The organism is Nostoc linckia z4 (assembly GCF_002608075.1).
Lineage (GTDB): Bacteria > Cyanobacteriota > Cyanobacteriia > Cyanobacteriales > Nostocaceae > Nostoc > Nostoc linckia.
Genome location: NZ_LAHA01000118.1, coordinates 1 through 8,240 on the forward strand (window position 1 = coordinate 1; position 8,240 = coordinate 8,240).

Annotated in this window: 8 protein-coding genes; 4 read left to right on the forward strand and 4 right to left on the reverse strand. The window is 43.0% G+C overall.

Features of this window, described 5'->3' with window-relative positions:
• Positions 1 to 87 precede the first annotated feature (87 nt).
• The 3 genes from VF06_RS38330 to VF06_RS38335 are packed head-to-tail and all read right to left on the reverse strand — an operon-like array spanning position 88 to position 2,871.
• Complete coding sequence (locus VF06_RS38330) at positions 88 to 1,995, reverse strand: peptidoglycan D,D-transpeptidase FtsI family protein (RefSeq protein ID WP_099072794.1); 1,908 nt, start codon at positions 1,993 to 1,995, stop codon at positions 88 to 90.
• 29 nt (positions 1,996 to 2,024) lie between these two features.
• On the reverse strand, positions 2,025 to 2,165 hold the full coding sequence (locus tag VF06_RS41855) for a hypothetical protein (RefSeq protein WP_180267657.1): 141 nt from the start codon (positions 2,163 to 2,165) through the stop codon (positions 2,025 to 2,027).
• A gap of 4 nt (positions 2,166 to 2,169) precedes the next feature.
• Complete coding sequence (locus tag VF06_RS38335) at positions 2,170 to 2,871, reverse strand: hypothetical protein (protein WP_099072795.1); 702 nt, start codon at positions 2,869 to 2,871, stop codon at positions 2,170 to 2,172.
• 489 nt (positions 2,872 to 3,360) lie between these two features.
• Between VF06_RS38335 and VF06_RS38340 the strand changes: the two genes are divergently transcribed.
• The 4 genes from VF06_RS38340 (at position 3,361) to VF06_RS38355 (ending at position 7,391) form a co-directional block, all read left to right on the forward strand.
• Positions 3,361 to 3,558: a hypothetical protein gene (locus VF06_RS38340; RefSeq protein ID WP_099072799.1), complete on the forward strand. Its 198-nt coding sequence runs from the start codon at positions 3,361 to 3,363 to the stop codon at positions 3,556 to 3,558.
• Between the two features lie 607 nt (positions 3,559 to 4,165).
• Positions 4,166 to 4,522: a hypothetical protein gene (locus VF06_RS38345; protein WP_099072796.1), complete on the forward strand. Its 357-nt coding sequence runs from the start codon at positions 4,166 to 4,168 to the stop codon at positions 4,520 to 4,522.
• Between the two features lie 235 nt (positions 4,523 to 4,757).
• The gene (glgB, locus tag VF06_RS38350; RefSeq protein ID WP_180267658.1) at positions 4,758 to 7,052 is read left to right on the forward strand and encodes a 1,4-alpha-glucan branching enzyme; all 2,295 of its coding nucleotides are present in this window, start codon (positions 4,758 to 4,760) and stop codon (positions 7,050 to 7,052) included.
• 159 nt (positions 7,053 to 7,211) lie between these two features.
• A complete protein-coding gene (locus VF06_RS38355) occupies positions 7,212 to 7,391 on the forward strand; it encodes a hypothetical protein (RefSeq protein WP_099072798.1) in 180 nt (59 codons plus the stop codon).
• Positions 7,392 to 8,091: 700 nt separating this feature from the next.
• On the opposite strand, the gene VF06_RS43305 is transcribed toward VF06_RS38355, so the two are convergent.
• The coding region (locus VF06_RS43305) for an HNH endonuclease (RefSeq protein ID WP_143861876.1) at positions 8,092 to 8,240 on the reverse strand (149 nt) is incomplete at its 5' end.

The following is an 8,240-nucleotide window of genomic DNA, read 5'->3' on the forward strand; positions in this document are numbered from 1 at the left end:
CCCTTGTCTCCCCCATCTCCCCATCTCCCCATCTCCCCATCTCCCCACACTCCCCATCTCCCCATCTCCCCATCTCCCCATTCCCTCTTAATCCATATTTCTGTTCCCTGGAACTGCCTCCACTCCCTCTGCCCCATCCCCAATGCCCAATGCCCCATGCCCCACACCCAATTCCATCCCCTTACTTGGCGGAATTTCTTCCAAAGGAATCAAAGCTTGAATTACTGACTTCACAATCGGGGCGGCGACGGTGGAACCGTAGGCGTTTTCTCCTTGTGGTTCGTCCACTAATGCAAACACTACGTAACGAGGAGATTCCACTGGTAAAATAGCTACAAAGCTAGTGATTCTCGCACCCTTGATGTAACCACCATTGGGACTAGCTTTTTGGGCGGTACCAGTTTTGCCAGCGATGCGATAACCGGGAATTTGCGCTACCTTACCTGTACCTTCAGACACAACCGTTTCCATCATTTCCACTACCTTCTGAGCTGTGGCAGCGGAGAAAATCTGACGTGGCATGGTGCGATCGGGTGAATCGTGCATCTGTCCTTTGGTATCAATTAGACCCCGGACTACATGAGGTGTAACTAATTTACCGCCATTGGCTAAAGCACCGTGCATTTGTACCAGCTGTATGGGTGTCATGGAAAAGCCTTGTCCAAAGGAAGTAGTAGCTGGTTCAATTGGGGAAGCAATAAATTCTTCTTGACTTTTGAGGCGACCGCCAGCTTCAAAAGGTAGATCCGTATCAACTTTTTGTCCTAATCCCAAACGTTCCAGCCAGTTGTAGTATATTGTCGGCTTTAATCGTTGGATAATTTGCACCATGCCAATGTTGCTAGAATTTTGCAGGATTTGAGCGATGCTGATTCGCCCATAACCATTGTTCATAGCATTTTTAATAGTGTAATTAGCTACACGGATAGAACCGGAGTCATTAAACATATCATCTGGTTTAATAACACCATTTTCCAGAGCGATCGCCACATTTAAAGGCTTGAAGGTGGAACCCGGTTCATAAAGATCCGCCACCGTCCAGTTTTTAAACAGTGAAATATTAGCTTTGGCGTATTCATTAGGGTTATAAGTGGGCTGAGAAACTAAGGCAAGTAAAGAACCATCCAACGCGTCCATCACAATGACAGCCCCGCGTTTAGCCTTAAACTCATCCATTTTTTGCTTGAGGGCAGTGCGGGCAATTCGCTGCAAACGACTATCAATAGTCAATTGCAGTCGGAAATCATCAAAATTTAAAAAACCTTCAGGGGCATGATTTGGCATAATAGCGCCAGTACCCGTTCGACTGAGGCGCACCGTTTGTACAGAACGTTCTAGCAACTTTTCTTGAGAATATTCCACACCCGCTTGACCGCGACGGTCAATATTCACATAGCCCACCACATCAGCAGCCAAATCATCTGAAGGGTAAAATCGCGAGTATTTTTGAATCAGTTCTAAACCATTTAAACGCAAAGAAGTGATGCGATCGACAATTTCTTCCGGTATCGCTGGCGCAAGTACAATGCCACTTTTTTTACTTTCAAAAGTCTTCACCAATTCTGGAGCATCTTTCGCCAATATCGGGGAAAGTTGCTGTGCTATCTCTTCATTAGACTTATCAAACAATTTGGGATGAGCATACAAAGTATACACAGGACGGTCAATCGCCAACAAATTATTATTGCGATCTACCACCGGACGGCGGGGCATAAAAGGTCGCAAATTGATCATTTGCTGGTTTCGTGCTTGTTCTGTTAACTTTGGCCCCCGGATAATTTGCAGATTATACAAATTAATAGCCAATCCCAACCCCGCTACCATTAACACACCCCAGACAACAAACAATCGGGACTTATTATTGGATGTTTGCTCTTGGATATTAAACTTAAACTTAAATTTTCCGAAAAAACTTCCTTTAGAACGCCTCTGTCGCCTTGTGAGTCCTGGAGTGCGAAACTTTGCAAACTTTGTTTTGCTTGGTGACTTTTGCATTGGGTTTGTCCTTTGTCATTAGTCATTAGTTATTGGGGATGGGGGGTGTTGATGGTTGACTGTTGACCGTTGACTGGAAAATCAGGATTTATTCTCCTTGTCTCCCTTGTCTCCCTTGTCTCCCTTGTCTCCCTTGTCTCCCTTGTCTCCCCATCCCCCCATCCCCCCATCCCCTCAATACCCCAACGGCGAGACTGTTTGTTGTTGAGGTTGAGGATTTGGTTTTGTGTTAGGCGATGTTAGTTCAGAGTTAGAAGATGCAGGAGGTAAGAAAATCATTCCTTCAGGAGTTGGCGATACCAGCCCTGTTTTTGACTGTTCTGCTTCCTGTGCCATTTTGTTTGTCAGCGTTGCGTTAGTTGTTGTCAAGAGCCGCTCATGACGTTGGAGATTTTGCAATCTGCGATACGACTGACTCCAAAGCTCTTGAGAATACACTGTCCAGCCATAAACTGCAAGTGTCGCTGCTACTAACAAAAATGCCAAAACTGATGAATAACGATGAAAAGTGTATAAACGCAGCAACCATAAGGGTGTTGCTCCAGAACCAGACATAATGGGAAGACCAAGAAAACCTGTCTCTGGACTCTTGCTGCTTTGATTCGATTGGTCGTTAAGATTTGGCAGTTGTTGTCTGCCCAACTCTTTAGGTAATTTTGGCATTACTGCCTCATTTGTAGAAGAAATCGATAATTTTTTTGAGGAATGCTTTCTTGTTGTAGAGGATACTGGTGCCGCTGGGCTAGCAGGTATAGAATCACTCTGCGCTGTTGACTCCAGACGCGCAGAACGTCGTCGCCTACCTAAAGAAAGAATTGAATCTCGCCAAAACCCAGTATTCTTTGTAGAAACAGTTGATTTACGAGCAACAACCATAAGTTTTTTTAGATGAAAAATACTCTACTTTCAATTGATTGTCTATTTTTGCTTAGGTTCAAATACCCTTATATGCAATAAACACAAATAACAGACTACACCCTTTTAACTCTTGTAATAGCTAGCTATATCAATGTTTGCATCCTCTAGATATTAGAATCTTGCAATCAGCGATTATAGACGGAATAACTGGCTCTTTAGATATATTGCACCTAAAGTATGGCAACGGATGGCCGTAAGGTGCAATACTCTGAGATAAAATTTTTGCTATGATAACTCAGCTGAGAAAACAATTTAGTGCTTTGGATTTTGCTCCTGAGTTCAAAAAACCAATCAAATGCCTGTACGATACCTAGTTTGAAAAACAATACCCCAAAGGGTTGTTTTTTTAAGTATGTAGTCTTACAGCATTTAAAAAAAAGCAATAAATACGGTATCGTATTCAACAGGCGAAAAATTTTTCTAGCCACAATTGGTGAAAGAGGAGTTATGAAAACAAAAATCTTTGGTTTGGCTCTCATGTTAAGTCTGGCTGCAATGCTTGGAGCTTGTGAAGGTGGTGGTGAAAATGGTGGTACTGGTACTAGTACTCCAGCTGCTACAGGTGAACCAACAGACGCGCCTGCTACCCCCGCAGCTACCCCCGCAGCTACCCCCGCAGCTACCCCGACTGCTAGTCCTAAATAAAGCACTCTGAAAATTGATTTCAAGTCAGCCGAGAATAGCTTACTAACAAAGCTACTCACCAAAAACTTGAATTCATCAAGTTCACATAAAAGCTGCCGCTGTGTGTTCTAGTGTGAGAATTTTGTAGAGCTGATGTGGGAAACGCTGGTCTAGCTTGCTCATTCGTCGAGTAAGCACAATTGGCGAACTCCAAAAAATAAATTATTCCGGTTAAAGTGTTGACTGTTGAACGCCACTTGCTTTATTTTGGGAAACCCCAAGACCGCAGTGGCTCCAGTTCACACTCAACAGTCAACACTTAAGAATCTTCTATGGAATATTTTTTGGCTTGGAACTCCCTTAGTGAAGTTGAGATTAAAGGAAGCCCGATCTCCGACTTCGTAGCAGAATTCAAAATTTCCAACTTCTGTACCCTTCTCCTGGCAAAGATGCTTCCCTTAGCCTGCTTTTCCTTAGAAGTACGAGATTTTACACCAATTTAAGAAGCCTAAAACACAGGCTTCTTAAATATTGCTAAAATTCAACGCTTATTAACTAACAATTTCAGAATTTTTCCATGTCAGCATATTTTGACAACGCAGTGTAAGAGTATGCTCCAACACCAGTTATGTCATCTCAGGTAAAATACTTATTATCAAATATTAAAATCAAAAAAATAGTACAATTAATTTTAATAAATGTAATAATTACAACAATTGTATTGTTAAGTAGTTATAGGCGATCGCCAGTAATAGCATTACCACCCCCAGAGGATGTACCAGAAGAGATATTACGGGCACAGATTATTATAGAAGGGCGATCGCCCATCGATGGTAGATTTTTGACTGCTGCCGAATATGCCCAGTTAGAAATAGAGCTGCAACAGGCACCGCCACCAAAACTAGACCCCAAAATTCGCGACCAAATTTTTTTACTTCGTATACGTAAAACCCTACTCCAGTTTTTCCCATTTTTAAGTATTTAGTCAAAACCCTTCGGGTAGGGAAAAGGGGAAAGGTTAAAGGGAAAAGGAAGGATTTTCCCCTTACCCTTGCCCCTTACCCTTTTCCCTTCTTTGCAATCCCCCATACCCAAAATACAGATAATTATTTCTGAGGTAGGATAACGATGGCGACAAAATTGCAAATAAATGTAAAGAATATATATAGATATTAAAAAAGTACGTTTAGTCAATCACGTTATTACACGTAGGTAGCTTCATGTCCATGACCACGATCGCTCCTGAACAGGTTAACCGTATCGTTTGGAACCAACATCACGATCCCTTTGAAATACTAGGTTCACATCCCATAGAACACAATGGCAAAACTGCCTGGGCTGTGCGGGCCTACCTACCAAATGCAAGTGCAGCATGGGTCATTCTTCCCGAACAACGGAAAGAATACCCAATGCAAACAGTTCATCATCCCAACTTTTTTGAATGCACCATTGAAACCGCAGAACTGGCAAACTACCAATTACGGATTAAAGAAGGGGAACACGAACGTGTCACCTATGACCCTTACGCTTTCCGTTCTCCCAATTTGACAGACTTTGACTTGCATTTGTTTGGTGAAGGGAACCATCATCGAATTTACGAAAAACTGGGAGCGCACCCCACCCAAATAAATGGCGTCAAGGGCGTTTATTTTGCTGTTTGGGCACCCAACGCCCGCAATGTCTCAATTTTGGGAGATTTTAACTACTGGGATGGGCGCAAACACCAAATGCGTAAAGGCCCCACTGGGGTTTGGGAATTGTTCATTCCAGAAATTGGAGTGGGCGAACATTACAAATATGAAATCAAAAATTTTGAAGGCCACATTTACGAAAAATCCGATCCCTACGGTTTCCAGCAGGAACCCCGCCCCAAAACGGCGTCCATTGTCACTGATTTAGATGCTTACACTTGGAATGACGAAGCCTGGATGGAAAAGCGGCGTCACAATGACCCCTTAACTGGGCCGGTTTCTGTTTATGAAGTACATTTAGGCTCTTGGTTACATGCTTCTAGTGCTGAACCAGCTAAATTCCCCAATGGTGAAACCGAACCTGTAGTTATTGTTTCCGAACTGAAACCAGGCGCACGCTTTTTAACTTATCGGGAAATAGCAGACCGACTGATACCCTACGTTAAAGAATTAGGATACACCCACATAGAATTGCTACCCATTGCTGAGCATCCCTTTGATGGTTCTTGGGGTTACCAAGTAACTGGATATTATGCGCCTACTTCCCGTTTTGGTACGCCTGAAGATTTCATGTATTTTGTTGACAAATGTCATGAAAACGAAATCGGTGTCATTGTGGATTGGGTTCCCGGTCACTTCCCGAAAGATGGTCATGGTTTAGCATTCTTTGATGGTAGCCACTTATACGAACACGCCGACCCCCGCAAAGGCGAACACAAAGAATGGGGTACTTTGGTGTTCAACTACAGTCGCCACGAAGTGAGAAATTTTTTGATGGCAAATGCCCTGTTTTGGTTTGACAAATACCACATTGACGGGATTCGTGTCGATGCTGTGGCTTCAATGCTCTACAATGACTATTGCCGCAAACCTGGAGAATGGCTGCCCAACCAATACGGCGGCAGAGAAAACCTAGAAGCAGCAGATTTTATCCGCCAAGTAAATCACACTATCTTCAGCTATTTTCCGGGAATTCTCTCCATTGCTGAAGAATCCACTTCTTGGCCGATGGTATCTTGGCCCACCTACACAGGCGGACTGGGCTTTAACTTGAAGTGGAATATGGGCTGGATGCACGATATGTTGGACTACTTCAACATGGATCCTTGGTTCCGCCAGTTCCACCAAAACAATATCACCTTTAGTATGTGGTATAACCACAGTGAAAACTTCATGTTGGCCTTGTCCCACGATGAAGTAGTGCATGGCAAGAGTAACATGATTGGCAAAATGCCGGGAGATAGATGGCAGAAGTTCGCCAATGTGCGTTGCTTGTTTACTTACATGTTCGCTCACCCAGGCAAGAAAACCATGTTTATGAGCATGGAATTTGGACAGTGGAGTGAATGGAATGTTTGGGCTGACTTAGAGTGGCATTTATTACAGTATGAACCACATCAACAGTTAAAAACATTTTTCCAAGATTTAAACCGTCTTTACCGTAGCGAACCAGCTTTATACACCCAGGATTTTGCTGAGCCAGGGTTTCAGTGGATTGACTGTAGCGATAACCGCCACAGTGTCGTTTCCTTTATCCGTCGCGACAAGGATTCTGAGGATTTTGTAATTGTGGTTTGCAACTTCACACCGCAACCCCATTCTCACTACCGTATTGGTGTACCCGAAAAGGGATTTTATACCGAGTTGTTCAATAGCGATGCCCGTCAGTATGGCGGTAGTAATATGGGCAACTTAGGCGGTAAGTGGACAGATGATTGGTCTTTGCACAGTCGTCCTTATTCCTTGGATTTGTGTTTACCACCCTTGGGTGTGTTAATTCTGAAGTTGGATAAGGAGAAGACAGCTAAGGCATTGGAAGGTTAATTGAGGAGCTATTAGTCTGTCCCATTAGTTCTGAAAGGTTCGTAGTAAGCACTAAAGTGCTTAAAAATCAAGGATTAAAGCCCTTACTACGGACATTTTTTTCTACAAAATTAATGGAACAGACCAGTAGGGTTGTCAACAACTTAATTACGAATTACTATGCCCTACAGTCAATTCACCATCGATAAAGTGAAACGAGATTTACACTTAACTACTGTAGAAGCAGTTCGCTTTTTCCCAGACTCGATTGAACCAGTTACTTCAAGTCCCAGACTGCAAATTATTTTAGAGAATTTACCGTGGGCGATCGCAGTTGACACCAAAAAAGCGCGTTTTTAGGTGACATACCTCTTGCGAAAAACACTTTTGCAAGAGTTGGGAAAAGGGATGCATCTTTATTGAGGAAGGGGACAATACAAAACCTTTACTCTTTACCCCTACCCCTTATCCCGACTTATGCAAGAAGTCTAATTCTCAATCCTGTACTTCTGGAAGTGCAACCTATCCACTTGAAAATAATCTTCTTTATTTTGTTTTATGGAAGGTTTATAGTCGTTAAACTCTTGAAAAATCAGATTATTTCGGGTGTTGAGGACTAATTATTTAATACTGTCCTCGCTTAAATTCCATATATAGACTTTTTGACCTACTCTGCAACGCATCAAACAGGGGTATTTTTTGTGCGGAATTTCGTGCAAAAAACATGACAGTAGGGTTGTCAAGTTGAAGCACCTGTTAGGTTAAATTCTAGCATCCGATATGCACCTTCAAAAAATGGCATCTCTCGATGAAATCCATACAATCTGTCCCATTCACCGGATTGAATATCTGAACGCAGATGTTCGACGTACTCATGTTCGATGTTCTTGTCGATGAACCCCCAAGCAGACTGCGCTTGACGAACTTCCTCTTTCAGGAAAAACTCAGGTCTACCATAAAAAGCTTCTTGAAATGGTTGAGTCGATGGGGGATATTATTCCCCGCACCTCTCAGTTAGATCCGTGCGTACCCGTTTCCGTGTACACGGCTCCCGATGTTCTTAGCTTGCGCTTTTGCTCATGTGCTTATAATCGTGGCAACTCTCGTGAATTGCTTCCAGATTATTTTTCTTCCAGTTGGCGTGATTTCCATCGATGTGATGCAGGTGAACCCGTTCCTCATCGATGAACTTTAAGCCGCAAGAGGCAC

Coding starts and splice junctions, on each gene's coding strand:
- VF06_RS38330 (WP_099072794.1), bottom strand. CDS start 1,995: ATGCAAAAGTCACCAAGCAAAACAAAGTTTGCAAAGTTTCGCACTCCA.
- VF06_RS41855 (WP_180267657.1), bottom strand. CDS start 2,165: ATGGGGGGATGGGGGGATGGGGAGACAAGGGAGACAAGGGAGACAAGG.
- VF06_RS38335 (WP_099072795.1), bottom strand. CDS start 2,871: ATGGTTGTTGCTCGTAAATCAACTGTTTCTACAAAGAATACTGGGTTT.
- VF06_RS38340 (WP_099072799.1), top strand. CDS start 3,361: ATGAAAACAAAAATCTTTGGTTTGGCTCTCATGTTAAGTCTGGCTGCA.
- VF06_RS38345 (WP_099072796.1), top strand. CDS start 4,166: ATGTCATCTCAGGTAAAATACTTATTATCAAATATTAAAATCAAAAAA.
- glgB (WP_180267658.1), top strand. CDS start 4,758: ATGTCCATGACCACGATCGCTCCTGAACAGGTTAACCGTATCGTTTGG.
- VF06_RS38355 (WP_099072798.1), top strand. CDS start 7,212: ATGCCCTACAGTCAATTCACCATCGATAAAGTGAAACGAGATTTACAC.